Annotated in this window: 21 protein-coding genes; 8 read left to right on the top strand and 13 right to left on the bottom strand. The window is 65.9% G+C overall.

Going from position 1 to position 22,748, the window contains the following annotated elements; translation table 11 throughout:
• Nucleotides 1–51 precede the first annotated feature (51 nt).
• From pncA to C8C96_RS05100, 9 genes are all read right to left on the bottom strand, one after another.
• Nucleotides 52–777 (bottom strand): bifunctional nicotinamidase/pyrazinamidase, encoded by a 726-nt coding sequence (gene pncA, locus C8C96_RS05140; protein ID WP_121943889.1) that lies wholly within the window; start codon nt 775–777, stop codon nt 52–54.
• A 75-nt stretch (nt 778–852) separates the two neighbouring features.
• A complete protein-coding gene (locus C8C96_RS05135; RefSeq protein ID WP_121943888.1) occupies nt 853–1,596 on the bottom strand; it encodes an ABC transporter ATP-binding protein in 744 nt (247 codons plus the stop codon).
• 2 nt (nt 1,597–1,598) lie between these two features.
• Nucleotides 1,599–2,381, bottom strand: coding sequence for an ABC transporter ATP-binding protein (locus tag C8C96_RS05130; RefSeq protein ID WP_056057175.1), 783 nt, complete (start codon nt 2,379–2,381; stop codon nt 1,599–1,601).
• Complete coding sequence (locus tag C8C96_RS05125) at nt 2,378–4,285, bottom strand: ABC transporter permease (RefSeq protein ID WP_121941662.1); 1,908 nt, start codon at nt 4,283–4,285, stop codon at nt 2,378–2,380. The genes C8C96_RS05130 and C8C96_RS05125 overlap by 4 nt, the downstream gene beginning before the upstream one ends.
• 176 nt (nt 4,286–4,461) lie before the next feature.
• Nucleotides 4,462–5,673, bottom strand: a complete 1,212-nt coding sequence (locus C8C96_RS05120; RefSeq protein WP_056057171.1) for an ABC transporter substrate-binding protein — start codon at nt 5,671–5,673, stop codon at nt 4,462–4,464.
• 80 nt (nt 5,674–5,753) lie between these two features.
• The gene (locus C8C96_RS05115; protein ID WP_063461058.1) at nt 5,754–6,338 is read right to left on the bottom strand and encodes an amino acid synthesis family protein; all 585 of its coding nucleotides are present in this window, start codon (nt 6,336–6,338) and stop codon (nt 5,754–5,756) included.
• A gap of 56 nt (nt 6,339–6,394) precedes the next feature.
• The gene (locus tag C8C96_RS05110; protein ID WP_099731557.1) at nt 6,395–7,036 is read right to left on the bottom strand and encodes an amino acid synthesis family protein; all 642 of its coding nucleotides are present in this window, start codon (nt 7,034–7,036) and stop codon (nt 6,395–6,397) included.
• Between the two features lie 21 nt (nt 7,037–7,057).
• A complete protein-coding gene (locus C8C96_RS05105) occupies nt 7,058–7,978 on the bottom strand; it encodes a UPF0280 family protein (RefSeq protein WP_121941661.1) in 921 nt (306 codons plus the stop codon).
• Between the two features lie 152 nt (nt 7,979–8,130).
• A complete protein-coding gene (locus C8C96_RS05100) occupies nt 8,131–9,750 on the bottom strand; it encodes a 6-hydroxynicotinate reductase (protein WP_121941660.1) in 1,620 nt (539 codons plus the stop codon).
• 175 nt (nt 9,751–9,925) lie between these two features.
• On the opposite strand from C8C96_RS05100, the gene fdxA reads away from it, so the two are divergent.
• From fdxA to C8C96_RS05080, 4 genes are all read left to right on the top strand, one after another.
• Nucleotides 9,926–10,255, top strand: coding sequence for a ferredoxin FdxA (gene fdxA, locus C8C96_RS05095; RefSeq protein ID WP_056057161.1), 330 nt, complete (start codon nt 9,926–9,928; stop codon nt 10,253–10,255).
• A 66-nt stretch (nt 10,256–10,321) separates the two neighbouring features.
• Entirely contained in the window at nt 10,322–11,098 is a 777-nt protein-coding gene (locus C8C96_RS05090; protein ID WP_056742273.1) for a ferredoxin--NADP reductase, read from the top strand.
• Nucleotides 11,099–11,149: 51 nt separating this feature from the next.
• On the top strand, nt 11,150–11,866 hold the full coding sequence (locus C8C96_RS05085) for a TetR/AcrR family transcriptional regulator (RefSeq protein WP_056742275.1): 717 nt from the start codon (nt 11,150–11,152) through the stop codon (nt 11,864–11,866).
• A 68-nt stretch (nt 11,867–11,934) separates the two neighbouring features.
• Nucleotides 11,935–13,122: an amidohydrolase family protein gene (locus C8C96_RS05080; protein WP_121941659.1), complete on the top strand. Its 1,188-nt coding sequence runs from the start codon at nt 11,935–11,937 to the stop codon at nt 13,120–13,122.
• Nucleotides 13,123–13,212: 90 nt separating this feature from the next.
• On the opposite strand, the gene C8C96_RS05075 is transcribed toward C8C96_RS05080, so the two are convergent.
• Nucleotides 13,213–14,004, bottom strand: a complete 792-nt coding sequence (locus tag C8C96_RS05075) for a glycine zipper 2TM domain-containing protein (RefSeq protein ID WP_121943887.1) — start codon at nt 14,002–14,004, stop codon at nt 13,213–13,215.
• A 316-nt stretch (nt 14,005–14,320) separates the two neighbouring features.
• Nucleotides 14,321–15,295, bottom strand: coding sequence for a YihY/virulence factor BrkB family protein (locus C8C96_RS05070; RefSeq protein ID WP_121941658.1), 975 nt, complete (start codon nt 15,293–15,295; stop codon nt 14,321–14,323).
• 328 nt (nt 15,296–15,623) lie between these two features.
• Between C8C96_RS05070 and C8C96_RS05065 the strand changes: the two genes are divergently transcribed.
• The 4 genes from C8C96_RS05065 (at nt 15,624) to C8C96_RS05050 (ending at nt 20,265) form a co-directional block, all read left to right on the top strand.
• A complete protein-coding gene (locus tag C8C96_RS05065; protein ID WP_056742279.1) occupies nt 15,624–16,397 on the top strand; it encodes an SDR family oxidoreductase in 774 nt (257 codons plus the stop codon).
• 104 nt (nt 16,398–16,501) lie between these two features.
• Nucleotides 16,502–18,202: a long-chain fatty acid--CoA ligase gene (locus tag C8C96_RS05060; protein WP_121941657.1), complete on the top strand. Its 1,701-nt coding sequence runs from the start codon at nt 16,502–16,504 to the stop codon at nt 18,200–18,202.
• Nucleotides 18,203–18,307: 105 nt separating this feature from the next.
• Complete coding sequence (locus C8C96_RS05055) at nt 18,308–19,468, top strand: serine hydrolase (RefSeq protein ID WP_121941656.1); 1,161 nt, start codon at nt 18,308–18,310, stop codon at nt 19,466–19,468.
• 242 nt (nt 19,469–19,710) lie between these two features.
• Nucleotides 19,711–20,265: a shikimate kinase gene (locus C8C96_RS05050; protein ID WP_121941655.1), complete on the top strand. Its 555-nt coding sequence runs from the start codon at nt 19,711–19,713 to the stop codon at nt 20,263–20,265.
• Between the two features lie 29 nt (nt 20,266–20,294).
• On the opposite strand, the gene C8C96_RS05045 is transcribed toward C8C96_RS05050, so the two are convergent.
• Nucleotides 20,295–21,479, bottom strand: a complete 1,185-nt coding sequence (locus C8C96_RS05045) for a GGDEF domain-containing protein (protein ID WP_121941654.1) — start codon at nt 21,477–21,479, stop codon at nt 20,295–20,297.
• 248 nt (nt 21,480–21,727) lie between these two features.
• Nucleotides 21,728–22,639, bottom strand: a complete 912-nt coding sequence (locus tag C8C96_RS05040) for a LysR family transcriptional regulator (protein ID WP_121941653.1) — start codon at nt 22,637–22,639, stop codon at nt 21,728–21,730.
• Nucleotides 22,640–22,748: the final 109 nt, after the last annotated feature.

Raw genomic sequence — 22,748 nt, 5'->3', positions numbered from 1 at the left:
GTGTTGTGAATCCGTCAAACCCCGGCGCCGAAGCACCGGGGCGGTGCGCCGTCAGGCGACATCGATGTCGCTGGACTGGATGCGTTTGACGCCCTTGGCCTTCATGTTTTTCCAGGCAGCGTCGAGCGATCCGTTGAGGTCGATGGCGCGGGTCGCATCTTCGACCACATAGGTTTCGAAGCCCAGGCGTTTGGCGTCCAGCGCCGTCCAGGCCACGCAGAAGTCGGTGGCCAGGCCGGTGACAAACACGGTCTTGATGCCACGCTGCTTGAGGTAACCCGCCAGGCCGGTGGAGGTCTTGCGGTCGGCCTCTTCAAAAGCCGAGTAGCTGTCCACATGCTGGTGAAAGCCCTTGCGCAGGATCACCTGGGCCTTGGGCACCTGGAGGTCTTTGTGCAGGGCGGCATCGTCGGTGCCCTGCACGCAATGGTCGGGCCACAGCACCTGCTGGCCGTAACTCAGTTGGGTGGTTTCAAACGGCTTCTTGCCCGCATGGGTGCTGGCAAAAGAGGCGTGGCCCTGGGTGTGCCAGTCCTGCGTGACCACCACGTTTTCAAACGCTGTGGCAATGCGGTTGATGACGGGCACCACCTCATCCCCCTTGGCCACGGGCAGCGTGCCGCCCGGGACAAAACAGTTCTGCACATCGACCACGATGAGCGCCGCTCGCTCACCGGGTTTGATCTTGCCTGCCGCCCAGCTGGCGGGGAAGCTGGCCCCGGCCACGGTAAGCGCGGCCGATTGAAGAAGAAAGCGACGACGTTGCGCAGTTTGCATGGTGAACACTCCGGTTGGGAACGCACTGACACATCGGCCATGGCCCGGTAGGGCCAGGGCCGGGGAACTTCTGCTTCACACGCTGAGGTAGGCGCGCCGCACCTCGTCGTTGGCGGCCAGCTCTTCCATGCTGGCCTGGTAACGGATCTGGCCCTTTTCGAGCACATAGGCGCGGTCGGAGACCAGTTCGGCAAAGTGCATGTTCTGCTCGGACAGCAGGATGCTCACGCCCTGCTCTTTCAGCTCCAGGATCATGTGCGCCATCTGCTCCACGATGACGGGCGCCACACCTTCAGAGGGCTCGTCCAGCAGCACCAGATAGGGGTTGCCCATGAGCGTACGGGCCACGGTCAGCATTTGCTGTTCGCCACCGCTCATGCGACCGCCCGGGCGCTGGGGCATCTCGCCCAGGTTGGGAAAGAGCTTGAACAGGCGCTCGGGCGTCCACACCGGGGCGGCTGTGCCATCGGGCCAGGTGCGGGCGGGTTGGCGGCCCACTTCCAGGTTCTCCATCACCGTGAGGTCGGTGAACACTCGGCGGTCTTCGGGCACAAAGCCCAGGCCCAGGCGGGCAGCGTCGTGCGGGTCGGTTTTGGACAGGTCCTTGCCCATGAACTGGATACTGCCCTTGCGCTTGGCCAGCATGCCCATCAGCGTCTTGAGCGTGGTGGATTTGCCTGCGCCGTTGCGGCCCATCAGGGCCACGACTTCGCCCCGGCGCACGTCCAGGTCTACGTCGTACAGGATTTGCGCGGCACCGTACCAGGCCTGCAGGCCCTTGGCCTGGAGCAGCAGTTCTTTGGGGTTGTGGGTCGTCATGGTCATGCCGCCTCCGCATTGGCTGCGGCTTTCTTCTCAAACGTCTTGCCGGTGCCGAAGTAGACCTCCTGCACCTTGGGGTGGTCGCGCAGCTCCAGCGGCTTGCCCTCGGCAATCAGCCGCCCGCGCGCCAGCACGATCATGCGGTCGGCATAGGCAAACACCACGTCCATGCTGTGCTCGGTGAAGAGCACCGCCATATTGCGGTCGATCACCAGCTGCTTGGTCAGCGCCATGAGTTCGTTGCGCTCCTTGGGCGCCATGCCGGCAGTGGGCTCGTCCATGAGCAGGAGCTTGGGCGAGTTGGCCATGGCAATCGCCAGCTCCACGCGCTTCACATCGCCATAGGCCAGCACGCTACAGGGCCGGTCGGCCTGCGACTTCATGCCCACCTGGTCGAGCAACGCCAGGGCTTCTTCGCGTTTGTGGTCGGCAGCCCTGCGCCATAGGGAGAACAGCAGACCGTCGTTGGAGATCAATGCCATCTGCACGTTCTCCACCACCGTCAGCGATGCAAAGGTTTCGGCAATCTGAAAGGTGCGGCCCACCCCCATGCGCCAGATGTCGCGGGGCTTGCGGCCCACCAGCTCCTGGCCGTTGAGCTGGATGGAGCCTGCATCGGCAGGCAGCTGGCCGTTGACCATGTTGAAGGTGGTGGACTTGCCCGCGCCATTGGGGCCAATCAGCGCCAGCAGCTCGCCAGCCGCCAGTTCGAAGTGGATGCCATCCACCGCCTTGACGCCGCCAAACGATTTGCCCAGACCGGTGACTTTGAGGAGGCTCATGCTGCGCCCCCCTTGGTGTTCTTGGCGTCGCGCATGTTGTCAAAAATCTGTTTGATGGTGCCAGCGATGCCCTGCGGAAACAGCAGCACCAGGATGAGAATGATGGCGCCCAGCATGGCGCGCCAGTAGTCGGTGTTGCGCGCCACGGTGTCGTGCAGCCAGGTGAAGGTGACCGCGCCCACCACGGGGCCCGCCAGCGTCTGGATGCCGCCGAGCAGCACCATCACCAACCCGTCCACCGATTTGCCCACGGCCAGCGACTCCGGCGAAATGCTGCCCTTGGAGAACGCATACAGCGCCCCTGCCAGCCCTGCAGCAGTGCCCGCCACCACAAACGCCGCCCACTGCATGCGCTTGACGTCGATGCCGATGGCGTCGGCGCGCAACACAGAGTCGCGCCCCGCGCGCAGCGCATAGCCAAACGGCGAGAAGAGCACGCGGCGCAGCCACCACACCCCTGCTCCCACCAGTGCCAGCGTGAGCCAGTAATACATGCGCTTGTCTGCCAGCCAGGCCGCAGGCCAGACACCGGTCAGGCCGTTGCTGCCCCCCGTGAAACTGTCCCACTGGTAGGTGATGGCCCAGGTGATCTGGGCGAAGGCCAGCGTCAGCATGGCCAGGTACACACCCGACAGCCGCACTGCGAACCACCCGTAGACAAACGCCCCGGCCGCTGCCACCAGCGGCGCCACCACCAGTGCGATCTCCATCGGTAGCCCGAGCGAGCGCACCAGCAGGGCCGCGCCATAGGCGCCCAGCCCGAAGTAGGCGGCATGGCCGAAGGAGTGCATGCCCGCAGGCCCCATGATGAAGTGAAGGCTGGCCGCAAACAGCGCTGCGATCAGCAGGTCAATCAGCAACACCGTGGTGTACGGCGACTGCGCGGTCAGCAGCGGCGCTGCCGCCAGCAGCAGGCCCAGCACGGCGGCCGCCACCAGGTAGGCCTTGCCAGGCCGACGCAGCGGCTCCTCCTGCATGCCCACGTAGCGGCTGGGCGCCTGCGGCCTGCCGAACAGGCCCCACGGGCGCCAGACCAGCACCACTGCCATCACCAGAAAATCCACCACCAGGGTCAGCTTGGAAAACGACACACTCAGGCCAAACACATCGACCACACCCAGCCAGATGCAGATGGCCTTGATCTCGGAGATCAGCAGGGCGGCGGCGTACGCGCCCGGAATGGAGCCCATGCCACCCACCACCACCACCACGAAGGCGGCACCGATGGTGTGCAGGTCCATCTCCAGCGTCGCGGGCTCGCGCGGCAGTTGCAGTGCGCCACCCAGCCCGGCCAGCATCGCGCCCAGCGCAAACACGGCCGTGAACAACCAGGCCTGGTTGACGCCCAGGGCGCTCACCATCTCGCGGTCTTGCGTAGCGGCACGCACCAGCGTGCCAAACCGGGTGCGCGTGAGCAGCAGCCAGACCGCGCCCAGCACCAGCGGACCGACCACGATGAGGAACAGGTCGTAGCTGGGGAACTGCCGCCCCAGCAGGTTCACGGAACCCGAAAGTCCCGGCGCGCGTGGGCCCAGCAGTTCGTCGGGGCCCCAGAGCCACAGCACCGCGTCCTTGATGACCAGCACCAGGGCAAACGTGGCCAGCAGCTGGAACAGCTCGGGCGCCTTGTAGATGCGGCGCAGCAGCACCACCTCGATCAGCGCCCCCAGCACACCAACGATCAGCGCTGCCAGCGGCAAGGCCACCCAGAAGCCCAGCGCACCGCTCAGGCGCTCGACCAGCGAGTACGCGACGTAGATGCCCACCATGAAGAACGAGCCATGGGCAAAGTTCACGATGCGGGTCACGCCAAAGATCAGCGACAGACCCGCCGCCACGAGGAACAGCGACGACGCGCTCGCCAGCCCGTTGATGAGCTGAACGATGAAACCCGAAAAACTCATGTTCAATAAACCCTGTAGGGCCTGTTCACACTATTTTTGCCAGCGCGAAGGCCATGAAAGAAGCCGGCCGTGCCCCAGCCGACACCAGCCAGCACCCGCAGAATTTGCCTGTGCCGGGCTGCCAGTAGCGTCTGCCGGGACCGAGGCGCGGCAGGCGCCTCAGACCTCAGAGGGAATCAATCAGCGCTTCGTGACTTCTTCACGTCGGCAGCGGACGGCTGGTACTTGGCATCGGCACCATCCAGGTAGACGTAATCCACCATCACGCCCTTGCCGCCTTCGTTCTTGGTGCGACCGACAAATGCGCCCATGGTGGCCTGATGGTCTTCAGGCCGGTAGGTGATCTTGCCGAACGGGGTGTCCACCTGCAGTCCCTTGAAGGCAGCGACCAGCTTGTCGGTGTCGGTGCTCTTGGCTTTGGCAATGCCGGCCGCAGCCGACTTGATCATGCTGTAGCCCACCACCGAACCCAGGCGCGGGTAGTCCTTGAACTTGGCCTGGTACGCCTGCTCGAACGCCTTGTGTGCGGGGGTGTTGATGCCGTACCAGGGATAGCCGGTCACCAGCCAGCCGTTGGGGGCCTCGTCTTTCAAGGGGTCCAGGTATTCGGGTTCGCCCGTCAGCACGCTGACCACCTCGATGCCCTTGAAGAGGCCGCGCGTGTTGCCTTCGCGCACGAACTTCGACAAGTCTGCGCCAAACAGTACGTTGAAGATGGCGTCGGGCTTGGCATCCGACAGCGCTTGCACCACGCTGCCGGCATCCACCCGGCCCAGTGGCGTGGCTTGTTCGGCCACAAACTCCACGTCGGGCTGGGCGGCCTTGAGCAGTTGCTTGAACGCCGCCACGGCAGACTGCCCGTATTCGTAGTTGGGGTAGACCACGGCCCAGCGCTTTTTCTTCATCTTGGCGGCCTCGGGCACCAGCATGGCAGCCTGCATGTAGGTGCCGGGACGCAGGCGGAAGGTGTACTGGTTGCCACCCTGCCAGGTCATCTTGTCGGTCAGCGGCTCGCCTGCGAGAAAGAAGAACTTCTTCTGCTTGGCAAAGTCGGCCACTGCGAGGCCGGTGTTCGACAGGAAGGTGCCAGCCAGTACATCGACCTTCTCGCGCGACACCAGCTCTTCGGCCACACGAACGGCGTCGCCGGGGTTGGCGTTGTCGTCGCGCGTGATCAGTTCGATCTTCTTGCCATTGACGCCGCCCGCAGCGTTGATCTCATCGACCGCCAGCTCCATGCCTTTCTTGTAGGGCTCCAGGAAAGCGGGCTGCGCCTTGTAGCTGTTGACCTCGCCAATCTTGATCACGCCCTGGGCAAAAACAGGGGCCAGGGTAAGGGCCAATGCAGCCGCAGCCGTGGCACGCATGAGGTTTCGTCGCATCGTCATGGGGAGACTCCTGAAGGATGGTTGGAGAGAGATCGAACGGGGGTGAGACAGGACAGGTGTGTGTTGTACGCGCGCCGGGCTCAGCGCAGGCCGTCAACGCCTTTTATTTCAGAGGCCGTGAGGCCGCCGACACGTGGCAACGGCCGCCCGCTGTCGGTCACGACAACGGCCACCACGATTTCATTGGCCCGCGGGGCATCGGCTACACGGGCTTCCATGGCGTCGAAATGGCTGCGCACGTAAGCCGCATCCTTGTGGCCCAGGGGAACGTCGATGGCCGTGCCGAGGCCGCCCATTTTCTTGCTGGATGGGACCAACGCGGCACCCTTCTCGACAGCCACACGCAGTGGTGCGCCCAGCTTGGGGTGGAGGATGGCGGCGGCGTGCTCCAGCTCGCCCGCCTCGCCCACGATGGCGGCCTTGCCGTAGCTGTGCGCATCGCCCGGGGCAATGCCCAGGGCCTGCACGCAGCGGGCGCCCAGAAGGCCACCCAGCTCCTCACCGATGGCGATGAGTTCGTCGAGGTTTTCCACATAACGTCCGGCAAAGGGGTTCTCGATCACGGCCATGGCCAGCGCCTTGCGCACCGGGGGCTGAACGTCACGCCCCATTTCCACGCGGACCTCGTCGGTCTGGACGATGATCTTTCGAATCTTGGCTGGCATTTTTTGGCTCCTTGGGATCTTGTCTTGTTCGATTGGTGTGCGGGTCGGCGGGCGGCTCAGCGCAGGCCGTTCCACTGGCTGATGTCTGCCGCCTTGAGCCCTCCGACGCGGGCGTGGATGCGCGGGCCCGTGGTCATCGCAAGTATGAACACGATCTCATCAGCGGATGGCGCGCCGGGAACACGCACTTCGATCGCGTCGAAATGGCTGCGTACGTAGCTGGCGTTGATGTGGGTCAGCGGCACATCCAGCGCTGCACCGGGGCCGCCCACTTTCTTGGTGGAGGGCACGATGGACAGCGCATTCGCGGGCTGCCCGGTCTTCTCTTCGGCCTGGCCCTTGGCGTAGGCGTTGCGGTCGCCCTTCCAGCCCAGCAGTTCGCGCATGGCGTAGCCGCCGGGCACATGCCACAGCGCGCCGTGTTCCAGCTCACCGGCCGCGCCCACGATGGCGCCTTTGCCATAGGTCTCGATGCGCTCGGCAGGCACCGCCATGGCCTTCAGGAGGCGCTGGGCCATGTCCAGCCCCACGTCCTGCAGCGCGTCCATCATGGGGAGGATGTCGGGCTCGTACCGCCCCGCAAAGGGGTTGGTCAGCACCGCGCCGATGGCACCACGCAGCAGCGGCACGTCGGCCACCGGCCCGAATTCGTGCCGGATTTCCTCAAGATGGGTGAAAACGCGTCGTATCTGGATCATTCTGGAGACCTGTGCATTTCGTTAAGCAAATACTGAACCAACTTCCGATTCCACCGCCGGATCCCGGGGCCATACCGCATCCGCCAGCGCCTGGGGCGCCGAGGTCGCCACGAACTGCCCCTGGCACGCCAGCAGCGCAAACCACAGCAGGCCGCTGGACTGCAATTCTTGCGCTTTTTGCAGCCCCTGGTGCAATGCCCGGGCCACCAGCTCCCTGGGCAAGGCAGGGACATCCACGGTGACTGGAATGGCCCCCAGGTCACTGTCGTCCCGCACCTGCCACGCGGGCCTGCGTACAATCCGCGCATCGGCCACATCCACCGCGTTGGCCACGATGGTTGCCGCCGCATCGGCCTGCGCCGCCGTGCGCGCCAGCACCGTCACGCTGTCGGCAATGCCCAGCGACTGGCTGCGCCCCCGCCAGCCGCTGGTGGCCACACCGCGCACCGGCATGGCGCTGTCGATGCGAATCTGCCCATCCAGCACCAAACCGTTGTGCAACTGTGCCGCATTCAGTGCGGCGATGTCAGCGTACACCCCCACCGTGACCGACTGGCCGGGCGCCAGGTGCAGCGCAATGTCGCCGCCGTTGTTGGCCCAGGCGCGGTCTATGCCCGGCTGCTCGTAGCAGGCCAGAATCTCCTGCGCCACTGCACCCGCCACCGCCGCCATCGATGTGATGAAGCCTGCGCGGTAGGGACTGCAGGCGGCCCACATGCGGCGCGCCACCACGCCCTGCAACGTGCAGTGCGCACCCACCGGCGCGCGCAGGCCGGGAAGTTCATTCACCAGCTCCTGCAGCAGCCCTTCAAAACGTTGCCACGCGCGTTCGTGCGCCTGGGCCACGGCGTCGCGCATCCCTTCGGCCTGGAGGATGAGGTCCATCGGACCATGCTGGAAATGCCAGCGGCCATCGGACAGGGGCTTGCGAGCAGCTTGCATGTGCGTTTCAGTACTCACCGCAGGGCGCACCGCCCGCAGCCGTAAACACCGGCGCGCCCCCCGCCAGAGACGCCGAGCAAGGGCCGCCCCGCAGCGAGGGTGTCGTCCCCCTGGACGGGGAAGGCGCGAAGCGACTCAGGGGGTGTTTCATATCAGCCCAGCAGAGGTGGGCGACCCAGCGGCCACGGATTGGCGGCGGGCAAGGTCTGCCACACGCGCGCCTGCGGTGCACCATCGTTGTGCCACGCACCGCGCTCCAGCACGTCGCGCAGGCTGCGGATCTGTTCGATGTGCCCGCCCAGCGCTTCGTAGTCCGCACGGCGCATGCTGAACTCGATGGGCGCCACGATGGCGGGGGTGGGCACGGTGCCAAAGCTGTTGTCCGGCATGCGCAGCACGTCGGCCATCACGGTGATACCGCCGCCCGGCCATACATAGGCAGGGGCACCGCCACAGGTCACGTTGACCAGCGCGTTCTTGATGGAGCGCGTGAGCAGCACCGGGTTCTCGGTAACCCCTGCGCGCAGACTACCGCCGGCTCCGCCAAGGAACAGCACAGACGCCAGCGAGGGCTCACAGTTTTCGCCGATGCGGTCCACGATGCGGCGCACCTCGGCCGGCATTTCGGCTTCGACCGGATGGAGTTGCTCGTCCAGCACGTACCAGGAGGCATGCTCCCCGGTGGTGGAGGTCATCAACAAGCGCAGCCCCGGCCAGGCCACGGATTCGTCCCAGCCCTCAATGATGGACAGTGGGTCGGCAATGTCGGTGCCGCCCCAGCCGATGCCCGGGTTGGCCACCTGAAAGTAACGGCCCGGTGTGGACTTGCGCCCGCGCATCTGTATGCCCGAAGGCTTCATGTCGAGGCAACGGCCCGCCTGGTGCTCGGTGAGCACGCCGGTGATGTGGTCGTCCACCACCACCACCTCGTCGGCATGGCCGAAGAACTGGCGCGCAAAGATGCCAATGGCCGCAGAGCCGCAGCCCACGCGCATGCGCTGCTCAGCCACACCGTTGACGATGGGCGCACGCCCCGCCTGGATCACGAGCTGCGAGCCGCCGTCGATGGTGAACTCCACCGCCTGCTTGTTGCCCAGCGCCTGCATCATCTCGGCGGTGATGCGGCCCTCTTTCTTGGTGCCACCCGTGAGGTGGTGCACACCGCCCAGCGACAGCATCTGCGAGCCGTACTCTGCCGTGGTCACATGGCCCACCACCTCGCCCTTGCAGCGCACGTTGGCCTGCTCGGAGCCGAGGAAGCGGTCGGTGTCGATCTTCACCTTGAAGCTGCAGTAGCTGAAGATGCCCTCGGTGACCACGGTGACCATGTCCACGCCATCGGTTTGGGAACCCACGATGAAGGGCGCCGGCTTGTAGTCGGGGTAGGTGGTGGACGAGCCCACGCCCGTCACGAACACCTCTTCAGACAGCAGCAGGTCGCCGTTCCATGCGGGTTCTGAAGCCACTGCGGTCTCAGCGTCTTGTGTAGCCGGGGCGCGGCCCGCAAACGGCACCAGCGTCGCCTCGCCCGCTTCCAGGGCCTTGCGCAGCAGCACCACCGGGTCCAGCCGCACGAGCACGCCCGCGTGGTTGGCATAACGGTCGCAAGCCCCTGCGCGGCCTTCGGAAATCTGGCACAGCACCGGACACGCATTGCACTCGACCTTGGCAGCGTTCATGCGCTCATTGCGGGGCCGGGCGCGCTCGAGCACCTGCGGCAGATCCGGCGCATCCATGCCAGGTAGCCCGTCGGTCTTGGTGTGTTCAGTCATCGTGGCGGCCCATTCATTGCATTGTGGCAAGTGCTTGTACGCGCATTGCATTTTGTGTAGCATTCACTTAACTTAAATGTTGTGAACACTACATTCGATGTCAATGTAGCGGAATCAATCAGACTCTGCAATGGTGTTTTTGCGCCCCCAAAAATGGTGCATGAGGAGCCCCAAAATGACGCACGTTGTGACAGACGCCTGCATTCGGTGCAAGTACACCGACTGCGTCGATGTGTGCCCTGTCGATTGCTTCAAGGAAGGGCCGGAATACCTGGTCATTGACCCGGACGAATGCATCGACTGCGCGGTGTGCATTCCGGAGTGCCCGGCCAACGCCATCTATGCCGAAGACGACCTGCCCGAAGGCATGGAAATCTTTCTGCAGTTCAACAAAAAGCTGGCGCCCACGCTCCCCACAATCACCAAAAGAAAAGCGGCTTTGCCAGATGCGGAACAATGGAGGGTTGTGAGCCACAAGCTTTCAGGCCTGAACATTGCGCTGTAGAGCGCACAGGGCCCTGCTCTTCAGCCAAATTCCTTATTTGCTTCCAACTTTTCCATCTAACGCACCATGAGCGCCTTTCTTGACGAACGCGTCCTGACGGTCCACCACTGGACGGACCGCCTTTTCTCCTTCACCACCACGCGCGACACCGCGCTGCGCTTCTCCAACGGCCATTTCACGATGATTGGCCTGCGCGGCGAAAACGGCAAACCCCTGCTGCGCGCCTACAGCATCGTGAGCCCCAACTACGAAGAGCACCTGGAGTTCCTCTCCATCAAGGTGCCCGACGGCCCGCTGACCTCGCGCCTGCAGCACATCAAGGTGGGCGACACCATCGTGGTCGGCAAGAAGCCCACAGGCACCCTGCTGATCGACTACCTGCTGCCCGCCAAGCGTCTGTACATGCTCTCCACCGGCACGGGCGTGGCCCCGTTCCTGAGCTTGATCCGCGACCCCGAGACTTATGAGAAGTTCGAGGAAGTCATCCTGGTGCACGGCGTGCGCGAGGTGAAGGAGCTGGCCTACCACGACTACATCACGCAGGAGCTTCCACAACACGAGTTCCTGGGCGAGATGGTCACCAAGCAGCTCAAGTACTACCCCACCGTGACGCGCGAGCCTTTCAAGCACCAAGGCCGTGTGACCACCGTGATCGAAAACGGCCAGATGGCCCGCGATCTGGGCTTGCCCGCACTCAACCCCACCGAAGATCGCGTGATGATCTGCGGCAGCCCCGAAATGCTGCGCGACCTCAAGCACATGATGGAAGAGCGTGGCTTCAAGGAAGGCAACACCACGAAGCCTGGCGACTTCGTGATCGAGCGCGCGTTCGCAGAGCAGTGATCCCCCGGCGGCCCCCTTACCGGGGGCCCGCCTCATCCACCAGGACCCGCCATGTCTGCCACTCCCACCAAGACCCGGACCGCGTCCCCCCGCGCAGCCTCTGCCCGCAAGACGGGCGTGCGCGAGCAGGCCGCACAGACCACGCGCGACAACATCCTGAAGGCGGCGACCAAGGTGTTCGCCCGCTACGGCTACGAAGGCGGCAGCGTGGAGAAAATCTCCAAGGCGGCCAAGTCCTTCGACCGGATGATCTATTACTATTTCGGCAGCAAGGAAGGCCTGTTCATCGAAGTGCTGGAGGAAACCTACCGGCGCATGAACGACGCGGAATCCAAACTGGATCTGGACACCGCCAAGCCGGTGGAAGCGCTGCAGGCGGTGATCCGCTTTGTGGTGGGTTACTACCGCAAGAACCCCGAGTTCATCACGCTGCTCAACACCGAGAACCTGCACAAGGGCAAGCACATCTCCAAGTCGATGCGCGCCCGTGAATACTCGTCGCCCGCCATCGAGGTGATCCGCCGCGTGCTCGAAAGCGGCCAGGCGCAAGGGCTGTTCCGCAAGGACGTGTCGGCGCGCGATGTGTACCTGCTGATCGCCGCCACGGGCTACTTCTACATGTCCAACCGGCACACGCTGTCGGCCTTTCTGGGCGAAGACCTGGAGACGCCCGACGCGCTGGCGCACTGGGAATCGTTTGTCATCGACAGCGTGCTGCGCACCGTGGCACCCGGCCCCAGCCTGCCCAAGGGCAGGGCAGCGGCCTGAATCAACAAGAGATTTTTCCCTGCGGGGTGCCGCGTGGTGCCCCGCCCACCACCCCACGAGGAGAATCCATGGCAGAAGCAGCAGCAGGCGGCAAATCGGGCAAGGTCGTCATCCAGAACATCGGTCTTTTGTTGTCGGGCGACCTGGACCACCCCATCCTCGACGCCGACACCATCGTGGTGAATGACGGCCTCATCGTGGCCGTGGGCCGCTACAAGGACTGCGATACCGACCACGCCAACACCGTGATCGACGCACGCCAGACCTGTGTGGCGCCGGGCCTGATCGACAGCCACGTGCACCCGGTGTTTGGCGACTGGACGCCGCGCCAGAACCAGATCGGCTGGATCGACTCGACCATGAACGGCGGCGTGACCACCATGGTGTCGGCCGGTGAAGTGCACCTGCCCGGCCGGCCCAAGGACATCGTGGGCCTGAAGGCGCTGGCCATCACCGCACAGCGCTCGTTCGACAACTTCCGCCCCGGCGGCGTGAAGGTGATTGCAGGCGCCCCGGTCATCGAGAAAGGCATGACCGAGCAGGACTTCAAGGACCTGGCCGACGCGGGCGTGACGCTGCTGGGCGAAGTGGGCCTGGGCTCCGTCAAGGCGGGCTACGAGGCCCAGCAGATGGTGGCCTGGGCGCGCAAGCACGGCATCCAGAGCACCATCCACACGGGCGGCCCGTCCATCCCGGGCTCGGGGCTGATTGACAAGGACGTGGTGCTGGAGGCCGATGCCGACGTGATCGGCCACATCAACGGCGGCCACACCTCGCTGCCCTGGAAGCATGTGTGCGAGCTGTGCGAGAAGTCGTCCCGCGCCATCGAGCTGGTACACAACGGCAACGAGAAGATCGCCATCCAGGCCGCGCGGGCGGCCATCGAACTCAAGTGCCCGCACCGCGTGATCCTGGGCACCGACGGCCCGGCCGGCTCGGGCGTGCAGCCGCTGGGCATGCTGCGCATGATTGCGCTGATATCGAGCTTTGCCGACATCCCCGCCGAACTGGTGTTCTGCTTTGCCACGGGCAACACGGCGCGCATCCGCAACCTGAACTGCGGCCTGATCGAGGTGGGCCGCGCAGCCGACTTCGTCTTCATGGACCGCGCCCAGCACACCGCCGGCGCCACGCTGCTGGAGAGCGTGCAGCTGGGCGACATCCCGGGCATTGGCATGGTGATGATCGACGGCCTGGTGCGCTGTGGACGCAGCCGCAACACCCCGCCTGCGACCGAGATCCCGGTGGTGCTGTAACCCGCCCACCAAGCGGCAATCAGCCAACGGCTGAACAAAACAAAAGCCCGCGTCTGCGGGCTTTTGTTTTGGTGGAAGCGACTGCCGGGCTCAGTAGGTGTCCGACACCCGCACCGCACCCGGCTGGGGCTGTGGCTGCGCATAGGGGTCTGCAGCACGGGCCGAGCCACCCTGGTCCACGCGGAAGCCCTTGCCCTGCAGCACCACGGGCGTGCCCACAGCAGTGGGTTCGGCGCGCTGGAAGTGGCGCAGCGAGCCGTCTTCCATACGCACCGCCACCTGGTACACCGTGTGGGTGCGGGTGCGCTCTTCGACCTTGTGGCCCACATAACCACCGCCCACGGCGCCCAGCACGGTGGCAGCGGTGCGGCCGCTGCCCTTGCCGATCTGGTTGCCCACCACGGCGCCCAGCACACCGCCGGCCACGGCGCCCACGCCCGTGGCGGGGGCAGCTTGTTGAACCGCCTGCACCGATTCGACACGGCCGCAGCTGCGGCACACAGGGGCTGCCGCACGCACGGGCTGGGCAGCGCCCCCGGGGGCCATGCCACCCGCCATGTCACCGGACCGGCCTGCGCTGCCACCGGTCTGCGGACGGTAGTTTGCTCCGCTATTCATAGCATTCTGGGCAGGTACAACCGGCGCTTGGGCCCGTTTTTCTTCAATGATCTCGGATTCGGGCGTGCGGGGGGCCGCCGCCAGGGTGGCGGGGGCTGTCGCATCGGCTGCCGAGGGCGTGCGGTTTTGCATCACCAGGGTGGCGCCCAAGGCCAGCACGCTCACGCCCAGCGCGCCAATGGCCGCCCACATCCATTTCAGGGCTGGTCCGGCGGGGGCTGCAGCGGGTACGGGCGAGGCTGGAGAAGAAACTGTCAGGTTCATGGTCATGTCCTTGTTCATGTCGGAGAAATCCGCAGGGGGTGGCAGGTAGATGTGCGCTGCACGTCCGCTACGGAATGGGGCCGTGGTGTTTCAACGGCCTGGATGGTGCAAAGGTACACAGCGGGGGGCGTTGCGGTGTGGCCGGTTTGTAAGCGGCAGTAAGCAGCGGTAAACCACCTTGGCCAGCACTCGCGACGCCAGGCCCCGCATATGGGCCCTGCCCGCACGGCCCGGCAGCGCAACGGGCACCATCGCAGCGGCCCGGACGATCCGGCCGCCGCGCCAGCCCCGGCTTGTTGTGCGCTGTTGCCAACATTTACAGCTCCTGCACCCGCGCGCGGGCCGCGGCCGTCCACCGGGCCCAGCCCACCGGTCGGCGTGGCCCGGGGTGCAAGGCCTGCTCCAGCGCCTGGGCGCAGCTGGCAGAAAACAGCAGGATGGCCGATGAAAAATAGATCCACATGAGCAGCACCACCAGCGAGCCCGCCGCACCATAGGCCGACACCACGGCTGCTGTGGACAGGTACCACGCCAGCAGCTGCTTGCCCACCGTGAACAGCGTGGCCCCCACCACGGCGCCCATCACCAGGTAGCGCAGCGACGGCTTGGGGCCCGCGCCGATGCGCATGAGCCCCACAAACAGGGCCACCGCGAACCCGAAGGCAATGGCTTCGTTGACGACCTGCAGCAACGGTGCCAGGGGCGCCAAGGTGGGCAGGTGTGCCACGGTCAGCCGCTCTCCCGCCCAGCCCGCCAACAGGTGGATCAGCGTGGACAGCGCCAGCGACACCATGAGCAAAAAGCCCAGCGCCAGCACATAGGCCAGCCCCCGCAGCCGCAGCGACGCCATGCGCCACCACGCGGCCCGCTGGGGCGGTGTGTAGCCATCCCGGCGCCACAGCCGCTCCAGCGCGGACTGCAGCTCCACAAACACGCCGGTGGCGCCCGAGACCAGCACCACAAACCCGATGACCGATGCCAGTCGCCCCTCGGACGGGGCCTGGGCGCTGGCCATGGCCTGGCGCACCACATCGGCCACCTGCTGACCCATCACCGACTGCACCTGGGCAACCAGGCTGCTCTCCAGGTAGCTGCGGTCCACCCACCAGCCCAGCACGCCCACCAACAGCAGCAGCAGGGGCGCCAGGCTGAGCATGCCGTAGAACGACATGGCCGCGCTCATGCGCAGCCCATCGGCGTCCAGCCACATCTGCGCGGCGCGCCAGAACGGCTGCACCAGGCGCCACAGGGGCAACAGGGGCTGGGCGATGCGGGCAAGCAAAGTCGCCATCAGGGACGGAGGGGGCGCGGTCATCTCCGCGAGCGTAAGGCCTGGCGGCGGCCCCCTCCATCCGCCGCAGCCGCGAGGCGGGGTAGGCGCTGTCCCACACGCACTGTGCCGGGCGCAGCGCACAGAGTTTCAAAGGTGACAGCACCGGTTTTACACGGTGCCTGGGCAGGGCTAGCATGGGGCGCTGTCGGTTGACTCGACCGCCATTGACACAGCGGCCACCGCCGCCCCAGCCGCACCTCCTCACCCACCCTGCGGGCCACAAGCCGCTGGGCTGGTCTTGGCATTCATTCACCTTCACCCCTCTCTGCACGAAAGCGTTTTTTCCATGAGCGTCAAGCAACTCTTCGATCTCACCGGCCAGGTCGCCCTGGTCACCGGCGGCTCGCGCGGCCTGGGCCTGCAGATGGCCGAGGCCCTGGGCGAAATGGGCGCCAAACTCGCCATCACCGCGCGCAAGGCCGATGAGCTGGCCGAGGCCAAGAAGCACCTGGAGGCGCAGGGCTACGAGGTGCTGACCGTGGTGAACGACCTGCAAAAGACCGAGGACATCCCCGGCCTGGTGGACCAGGTGGTCGAGCGCTTCGGCACCATTGACATCCTGGTCAACAACGCCGGCGCCACCTGGGGTGCCAAGGCCGAGGACTACCCAGACGCCGCCTGGCACAAGGTGATGGACCTGAACGTGAGCGCGCCGTTCTTCCTGTCGCGCGAAGTGGGCAAGCGCTGCATGATCCCCCGCGGCAAGGGCTCGATCATCGTCACGGCCTCGGTGGCCGCGCTCAAGGGCACGCCCCCGGGCATGAACACCATTGCCTACAACACCTCCAAAGCCGCCGCGCTGCACTTTGCGCGCACGCTGGCGTCCGAATGGGGGCACTACGGCGTTCGCGTCAATGCGATCTGCCCTGGCTTCTTCCCGAGCAAGATGGCCAGTGGCCTGATTGAAAAACTGGGCCCTGCGATGATTGAGCGCACGCCCCTGCGCCGCATTGGCGGCGAAGAGGACCTCAAAGGCGCGGTGGTGTTTCTGGCGTCCAACGCCTCGCGGCACATCACGGGTGAAAGCATCGTGGTGGATGGTGGTGCTAGCTTGATTTGAGACACCCCCTGAGCCGCTGCGCGGCGTCCTCAGCCTGGGGCGCGCCCTCTCTTGCACAGCTTGCGCCTTAGACGCATAAACGCATAAAACCGGTAACACCCCCCATGTCCGACCGCCACCTCGCCAATTGGCCGCCCGGCCTGTCGCGCCACCTCACGCTGCCGCAGACGCATCTGTTCCACAACGCTGAGGTGTCGGCCGCGCGTTACCCGGACAAGCCTTTTCTGGTGTTCTACGACACGCTGGTGACCTTCCGCCAGTTCCAGCAGCAGGCCGAGCACATTGCAGGCTTCTTGCAGCAGGTGTGTGGCGTGAATGCGGGCGACCGCGTGCTGCTGTACATGCAGAACAGCCCGCAGTGGATCCTGGCGTTCTACGGCATCCTGCGCGCCAACGCGGTGGTGGTGCCGGTGAACCCCATGAACCGCACCGACGAGCTGCGCCACTATGTGCACGACAGCGGTGCCACCGTGGCCTTTGTGCCGCAGGACCTGCATGCACAGGCCCAGCCGCTGGTGGATGTAGGGGGCGAGGAGTCTGGTGAGGGCAAGCTCCAGCACCTCATCGTGGCCGCGTACAGCGACTACCTGCAGGTGCCCACCGACCTGTCCGTGCCCGCTTTCGTGTCGGCACCGCGCCAGGCTATTGATTCCCCGGGCGTCACGCTGTGGAGCGACATGCTCGCGCTGCAGCGCACCCCCGGCCCCATCACCACCGGGCCGGACGACCTGTGCGTGATGCCCTACACCTCGGGCACCACGGGCCACCCCAAGGGCTGCATGCACACGCACCGCAGCGCCATGAGCACGCTGGTGGGCGGCGTGCAGTGGTTTGCGCGCACGCAGGATTCGACCTACCTTGCGGTGCTGCCGCTGTTCCACGTCACCGGCCTGTCGGGCAGCATGAACGGACCGCTGTTTGTGGGCGCCACCGTGGTCGTGCTGCCGCGCTGGGACCGTGACGCGGCCGCCCAGCTCATCCAGCGCTACCGGGTCACCATCTGGCAGGCCATCTCGACCATGGTGGTGGACTTTCTGGCCAACCCGCGCATTGCCGACTACGACATCAGCAGCATCCAGGCCATACGCGGTGGCGGCGCGGCCATGCCCAAGGCCGTGGCGCAGCAGCTGAAGGACCTGACCGGACTGGACTACGTGGAGGGCTACGGCATGTCCGAAACCATGGCCGCCACCCACATCAACCCGCCCCACCGCCCCAAGCCGCAGTGCCTGGGCATCCCGGTGTTTGACGTGGATGCGCGCGTGGTGGACCCGGCCACCTTCGCCGAACTGCAACCGGGCGAGATTGGCGAGATCGTGGTGCATGGCCCGCAGGTCATGCTGGGCTACTGGAACAACCCGCAGGCCTCGGCCGACAGCTTTATCACGCTGGACGGCAAGCGCTTCTTGCGCACGGGCGACCTGGCGCAGGTGGATGAAGATGGCTACTTCTTCATGGTGGACCGGCTCAAGCGCATGATCAATGCGTCGGGCTTCAAGGTCTGGCCCGCCGAGGTCGAGGCCATGATGTACGCCCACCCTGCGATCCAGGAGGTGTGCGTGATCGCCGCGCACGATGAGCGCCGGGGCGAGACGGTGAAGGCCCTGGTCGTGCTGCGTGACGCCTTCAAGGGCCAGGTGAACGAGCAGTCCATCATCGACTGGAGCCACGAACACATGGCCGCCTACAAAAGCCCACGCATCGTGCAGCTGGTGGACAGCCTGCCCAAGTCCGGCACGGGCAAGGTGCAGTGGCGCGAGCTGCAGGAGCAAGAGCGCAGCCGTGCCGCTGGCACGGCGTCCTGAGCCTCATTACAGGTCTACCCCATGCGCTCTTTTTTTGATAGCTACCAGCGCAATATGCACTAGCGCTACCGGCCCAAATTACCTCAAAACCCGCCTCCAGCCGCCATGAACCCCACTGCCCTCGCCCGCCTGCGCTCCGTGCTGCAAACCCATGTGGACCAGGGCCTGCTGCCCGGTGCCGTGGCCCTCATCCACCACCAGGGCCACACCGTGCTGCACACGGCCGTGGGCCACCAGCGCCCGCCCAGCGCCGAGTCGGCAGTGCCCGCGATGGCGCCCGACTCGGTGTTCCGCATCTATTCCATGACCAAGCCCATCGCCTCGCTGGTGGCGATGATGCTCATGGAAGAAGGCCGCCTGCTGCTGTCGCACCCCGTGTCGCACTACCTGCCCGCGTTTGCAGGCCAGCGCGTGTACGACGAAGCCACCGGCACCACCGCCCCGGTGCAACGCGAGGCCACGGTGCACGACCTGCTGCGCCACACCGCCGGCCTGAGCTACGCGTGGGAGGCGGGCACGGTGCCCGACGCCTACCGCGCGGCGCGCATCGGCTCGCGCCGCCACAGCAACACCGAACTGGCCGCCGCGCTGGGCCCCTTGCCCCTGGTCCACCAGCCCGGCACCCGCTGGGAATACAGCCGCGCCACCGACGTGCTGGGCGCGGTGCTGGAGGTGATTGAGGGCGAAAGCCTGGGCGCCCTCCTGCAACGCCGCGTGTTTGGCCCGCTGGGCATGCACGACACGGGCTTTTCGGTGCCCGCCGCGCAGCAGCACCGCCTGGCCGAAGCCTTTGAGCGCGACCCGCAGACCGGGCTCGGCATGCCACTGATCGACGTGACCGCACCGCCCGTGTTCGAGTCGGCCGGTGGCGGGCTGGTGTCCACCGCCAGCGACTACGCGCGCTTCTTGCAGCTCATGCTGGGCCGGGGCACCGCCCCCGGGCCCGATGGCCTCGGCGCCCCCGTGCGCCTGCTTGGCCGCGCCACGGTGGACTTCATGACCGCCGACCACCTGGGCAGCCTGCCTGTGGCAGGCGACATCCTGCCCACCGGCTACGGTTTTGGCCTGGGCGTGGCCGTGCGCACCGCCACCGGCCAGGCTACCCGCCCCGGATCGGCCGGGCACTACAGCTGGAGCGGCCTGGGCGGCACCTTCTTTTTTGTGGACCCTGCGGAAGACCTGTTCGCCATCCTGCTCACCCAGGCGCCCGGCCAGCTCAGGTATCTGTGCGAGCTGTATCCGGCGCTGGTGTACGCGGCATTGTGATTAGGACACCCCCCTGAGGAGCTTCGCTCCTTCACCCCCGCTCTCGCGCTGCGCGCGGGCAAGGGGGACGACGCCCTCGCTGCGGGGCGGCCCTTGCTCGGCGTCCCTCGCTGGGGTCGCGCCAGTTGCAACCGCTGCGCATGGCAACAGGGCCCCGGCTTACACTCAACGCCCAGTTACGGCACGCGAAACAGCACCATCCGCAGTACGCAGGCCCTCCCCCAGACCTCTTTTTTGAACCTATGCAGATTCGCTGCGCACTGGTCGGCATGCCCGGCTCGGGCAAATCCACCGTTGGCCGGCAACTGGCCCACCGGGCGGGTGTGCCCTTCATCGACCTGGACCACCGGCTGGAGCAGACCCTGGGCACCACCATTCGCAGCTTCTTCGAGGCCGAGGGTGAGGCGCGCTTTCGTGACATCGAATCCCAGGTGCTGGCCGACGTGGCCCAGCAGCCCGGCGGCATGGTCCTCTCCACCGGCGGCGGCGCCGTGCTGCGCCCCGAGAACCGCGAGGTGCTGCGCCAGTTCGGCAACGTGCTGTACCTGCGCGCGTCGCCCGAAGAAATCTTCAAGCGCGTCAAACACGACAAGACCCGCCCCCTGCTGCAAGGCGGCAACCCCCTGGACAAGCTGCGCGACCTCTACGCCCAGCGCGACCACCTGTACCGAGAAACCGCCCACTACGTGATCGAGACCGGGCGACCTTCGGTGCACACGCTGGTCAACATGGTGATGATGCAGTTGGAGATGGCGGAGAGTGCGGGGGTCTCCGACGGGCCCCACCAACCGACCTGAAGGCGGCTCCCGGGGACTGGCGCAGCCCGTCAGGCAGGCAACCCCGGAGCTTGCAGTCCCTGCGCGCACTCCACCCGATTGCGGCCCAACACCTTGCCCCGGTAGAGGGCCGCATCGGCAAGTTGCAGGGTCTCATCCAGCGCCTCTGCACCGGCAAACGGCTTCGAAATGCCGACAGTGGCCGTGCAACGGATGGCCCTGTGCGCTGTGTCCGTACCCACCCGGCTTTGTTCAATCGCTTCGCGCACGCGCTCCGCCGCCCGCAGGGCGCCAGCGCTGTCCGTATCGAAAGCGATGACCACAAACTCCTCACCGCCCAACCGGCAGACCAGATCACCCTGGCGGGCGGTGTGTTGAAGAACTTGGGCCACGCTGCACAACACGAGGTCACCCACCTTGTGTCCGTAGGTGTCGTTGATGCGCTTGAAGTGATCGATGTCCACGATCAGCAAATGCGCGACTGCGACCGGGTTGGCGCGAAACTGCGATTCCAGCGCACCCATCAGGCCGCGGCGGTTGAGCAGGCCCGTGAGCGGGTCATGCACAGCCATCACATGCAGGTCGTCCGTCAGCCGATGCAAAACCAGCCATACCACTGCGGGTGGGAGCAGCGTGCCCAGGAACGACATGTAGATGTAGAACGCCGTCTGGAAGTCGCTGCCCATGTCCAAGTTATCCAGGCCTCCTGAAAGAATCAGGGCCAGCTTCGCAGCATTCATGGCTCCCAGGCCACCGATCAAGACGGCAAACACGGCCATCTCGGCACGCAGATGCCGGGCAAAGGTACGGGTCCCGTATATCAATACCGCTGCCATGGCCAGAAACAGCGCAGCGCACGCTGCCGCCAGCAATGCATAGCGGGCTTCAGACCCCAGCAGCACCTGCACCAACCACTGTGCGACGGTATAGCCCCCGGCAAGCACCAGCAGGGGCAAGGCCACAGGGACGGGGCGATCAAAGAACCTTGCGGCCCCCAGCGCGTACGCCGCTGGGGCGCAGAGCGTCAAGGTATGGTTGAGCACACTCATCGCGCTCCAGCCGGCAGGACCACCCCGAAGCTGCAACAGATAGGCGAAGCCCAGCAAGAGACTTCCGAGGGCAAAGACATCGGTGCCCATCTTCTTGCCATGCAGCCGCGTGCTGATCAGCAGGAACATCCCGCTGAAGCAGAGAAGGTGCACACAAAGCATGCTGAGGACAACGGTGGCAACCATGGCTGAGCGCGAATGAAAAGCAGCGACAACGGCTGCGGAGCCGTAGAAGGGGATGAAACAACCCAGCGAGGAACCCAGGTGAACGCGCCCAGGGTACGAATCTCGAATCACCGCAACGATGGCAAATGCAGCGTGGGCTGCACGACGCATGCAGGGTTAGCAGGGCGCGGAAGAGAGTTGGCAGTCGATGGTAAGTGCGCGTCACACACCGGTCAAGGCAAGGGGTCTACCCGAGGCACTCACCGCGTTTACTGAAGCGGCGCATGCAGCGCCATCAACCCCGCCACCCATTCAATGAACACCCGCACCTTGGCGCTCACATGCCGTTGGGGTGGGTAGGCCACGTACAGCGGCATCGGCTCCAGCGTCCAGTCCTGCAGCAGGGGCACCAGCTCGCCAGCCGCCACGTGGGGGCGGGCCATGTAGTCGGGCAGCCAGAGCACGCCCAGGCCCGCCAGGCCTGCGGCCAGGTAGGCGTTGCCGTCGTCCACAGCGCAGATGTCGTGGCCTTGGGCGCGCACATGTTCGGTGCCGCGGCGCATCTCGAAAGGCAGAGGCTGGCCGGTGCGCGCCCACAGAAAACCCACGGTGCGGTGGTGCGGGCCTTCCAGCGCCTGCGGGTGCTCGGGCGTGCCCGCGCGCTGCAGGTAGCTGGGGGCGGCGTACACGCGCAATTGCAGGTCGCCCACATGGCGTGCGACGAGCGCCGGGTTGGTGAGGGCGCCGCCGCGCACCACGCAGTCCACGTTGTCGCCCACCATGTCCACGGGGCGGTCGCTCACGCCCATGTGCAGGAGGATGTCGGGGTACTGCGCGTGGAACGCGGGCAGCGCGGGGATGAGGACCAGGCGCGCCAAGGGGCTGGGCACGTCCACCCGCAGGCGCCCCCGGGGCGCGGCGGCGGCGATGGAAACGCTGGCATCGGCATCGTCCAGGTCGGCCAGCAGGCGCACCACGCGCTCGTAGTAGGCAGCACCATCGGGCGTGACCTGCACGCGCCGGGTGGTGCGGTGCAGGAGCTTCACGCGCAGGCGCGCTTCGAGCTGCTGCACCAGCTGCGTGACGGTGGTGCGGCTCAGGTGCAGGGTGAGGGCAGCCTTGGTGAAGCTGCCGGATTCCACAACGCGGGCAAAGGCCTGCAGGGCGTCAAAACGGTCCATGGCGTACAGGTAGTTGAGGCGTGCCGAAGGGGCGGCGTGCCCGCCATTGTTTGGCGATCAGGAACAGTGGTGCGCAGATTAGCCTGTTTATCGAAACAACGCGCGCTTC

This window comes from Acidovorax sp. 100 (assembly GCF_003688355.1).
GTDB lineage: Bacteria > Pseudomonadota > Gammaproteobacteria > Burkholderiales > Burkholderiaceae_C > Acidovorax > Acidovorax delafieldii.
Note: the sequence above shows the minus strand (reverse complement) of the source record. Positions and strands in the feature narration are given on the sequence as shown.

Bases quoted from the DNA above. Each gene is read 5' to 3' on its own strand.
- pncA (WP_121943889.1), bottom strand. From the start codon at position 777: ATGCAAACTGCGCAACGTCGTCGCTTTCTTCTTCAATCGGCCGCGCTT.
- C8C96_RS05135 (WP_121943888.1), bottom strand. From the start codon at position 1,596: ATGACGACCCACAACCCCAAAGAACTGCTGCTCCAGGCCAAGGGCCTG.
- C8C96_RS05130 (WP_056057175.1), bottom strand. From the start codon at position 2,381: ATGAGCCTCCTCAAAGTCACCGGTCTGGGCAAATCGTTTGGCGGCGTC.
- C8C96_RS05125 (WP_121941662.1), bottom strand. From the start codon at position 4,285: ATGAGTTTTTCGGGTTTCATCGTTCAGCTCATCAACGGGCTGGCGAGC.
- C8C96_RS05120 (WP_056057171.1), bottom strand. From the start codon at position 5,673: ATGACGATGCGACGAAACCTCATGCGTGCCACGGCTGCGGCTGCATTG.
- C8C96_RS05115 (WP_063461058.1), bottom strand. From the start codon at position 6,338: ATGCCAGCCAAGATTCGAAAGATCATCGTCCAGACCGACGAGGTCCGC.
- C8C96_RS05110 (WP_099731557.1), bottom strand. From the start codon at position 7,036: ATGATCCAGATACGACGCGTTTTCACCCATCTTGAGGAAATCCGGCAC.
- C8C96_RS05105 (WP_121941661.1), bottom strand. From the start codon at position 7,978: ATGCAAGCTGCTCGCAAGCCCCTGTCCGATGGCCGCTGGCATTTCCAG.
- C8C96_RS05100 (WP_121941660.1), bottom strand. From the start codon at position 9,750: ATGACTGAACACACCAAGACCGACGGGCTACCTGGCATGGATGCGCCG.
- fdxA (WP_056057161.1), top strand. From the start codon at position 9,926: ATGACGCACGTTGTGACAGACGCCTGCATTCGGTGCAAGTACACCGAC.
- C8C96_RS05090 (WP_056742273.1), top strand. From the start codon at position 10,322: ATGAGCGCCTTTCTTGACGAACGCGTCCTGACGGTCCACCACTGGACG.
- C8C96_RS05085 (WP_056742275.1), top strand. From the start codon at position 11,150: ATGTCTGCCACTCCCACCAAGACCCGGACCGCGTCCCCCCGCGCAGCC.
- C8C96_RS05080 (WP_121941659.1), top strand. From the start codon at position 11,935: ATGGCAGAAGCAGCAGCAGGCGGCAAATCGGGCAAGGTCGTCATCCAG.
- C8C96_RS05075 (WP_121943887.1), bottom strand. From the start codon at position 14,004: ATGAACCTGACAGTTTCTTCTCCAGCCTCGCCCGTACCCGCTGCAGCC.
- C8C96_RS05070 (WP_121941658.1), bottom strand. From the start codon at position 15,295: ATGGCGACTTTGCTTGCCCGCATCGCCCAGCCCCTGTTGCCCCTGTGG.
- C8C96_RS05065 (WP_056742279.1), top strand. From the start codon at position 15,624: ATGAGCGTCAAGCAACTCTTCGATCTCACCGGCCAGGTCGCCCTGGTC.
- C8C96_RS05060 (WP_121941657.1), top strand. From the start codon at position 16,502: ATGTCCGACCGCCACCTCGCCAATTGGCCGCCCGGCCTGTCGCGCCAC.
- C8C96_RS05055 (WP_121941656.1), top strand. From the start codon at position 18,308: ATGAACCCCACTGCCCTCGCCCGCCTGCGCTCCGTGCTGCAAACCCAT.
- C8C96_RS05050 (WP_121941655.1), top strand. From the start codon at position 19,711: ATGCAGATTCGCTGCGCACTGGTCGGCATGCCCGGCTCGGGCAAATCC.
- C8C96_RS05045 (WP_121941654.1), bottom strand. From the start codon at position 21,479: ATGGTTGCCACCGTTGTCCTCAGCATGCTTTGTGTGCACCTTCTCTGC.
- C8C96_RS05040 (WP_121941653.1), bottom strand. From the start codon at position 22,639: ATGGACCGTTTTGACGCCCTGCAGGCCTTTGCCCGCGTTGTGGAATCC.